1 pseudogene is annotated in these 326 nt (G+C 59.2%); it reads left to right on the top strand.

Annotated elements, in window-relative coordinates:
• Positions 1–326: pseudogene (locus GHN92_RS23680) on the top strand (sigma-54-dependent Fis family transcriptional regulator); the annotation flags it as partial.

Below are 326 nucleotides of genomic sequence, written 5' to 3'. Positions count from 1 at the left end.
CGCCCCTGACGCAGAGCGCGCCATCAGCCATTACTCATGGCCGGGTAACGTTCGTGAGCTGGAGAACGCCGTAGAGCGCGCCGTGATCCTGTGCGAAAGCCCGGAAATCTCGGCCGACCTGCTGGGTATCGACATCGAACTGAGCGACTTGCAAGACGACGACTTTATCGGCCTGGCCCCGCAACAGAGCATCAGCAGCGGTAACACCAGCCTGGACCCGACCGAAGACCTGTCACTGGAAGACTACTTCCAGCACTTCGTTCTGGAACATCAAGACCACATGACCGAGACCGAACTGGCCCGCAAGCTTGGCGTGAGTCGTAAAT

Origin of the sequence: Pseudomonas sp. FSL R10-2964 (assembly GCF_009600035.1) — a bacterium.
In the GTDB taxonomy this organism is placed as follows: domain Bacteria; phylum Pseudomonadota; class Gammaproteobacteria; order Pseudomonadales; family Pseudomonadaceae; genus Aquipseudomonas; species Aquipseudomonas bubulae.
Note: the sequence above shows the minus strand (reverse complement) of the source record. Positions and strands in the feature narration are given on the sequence as shown.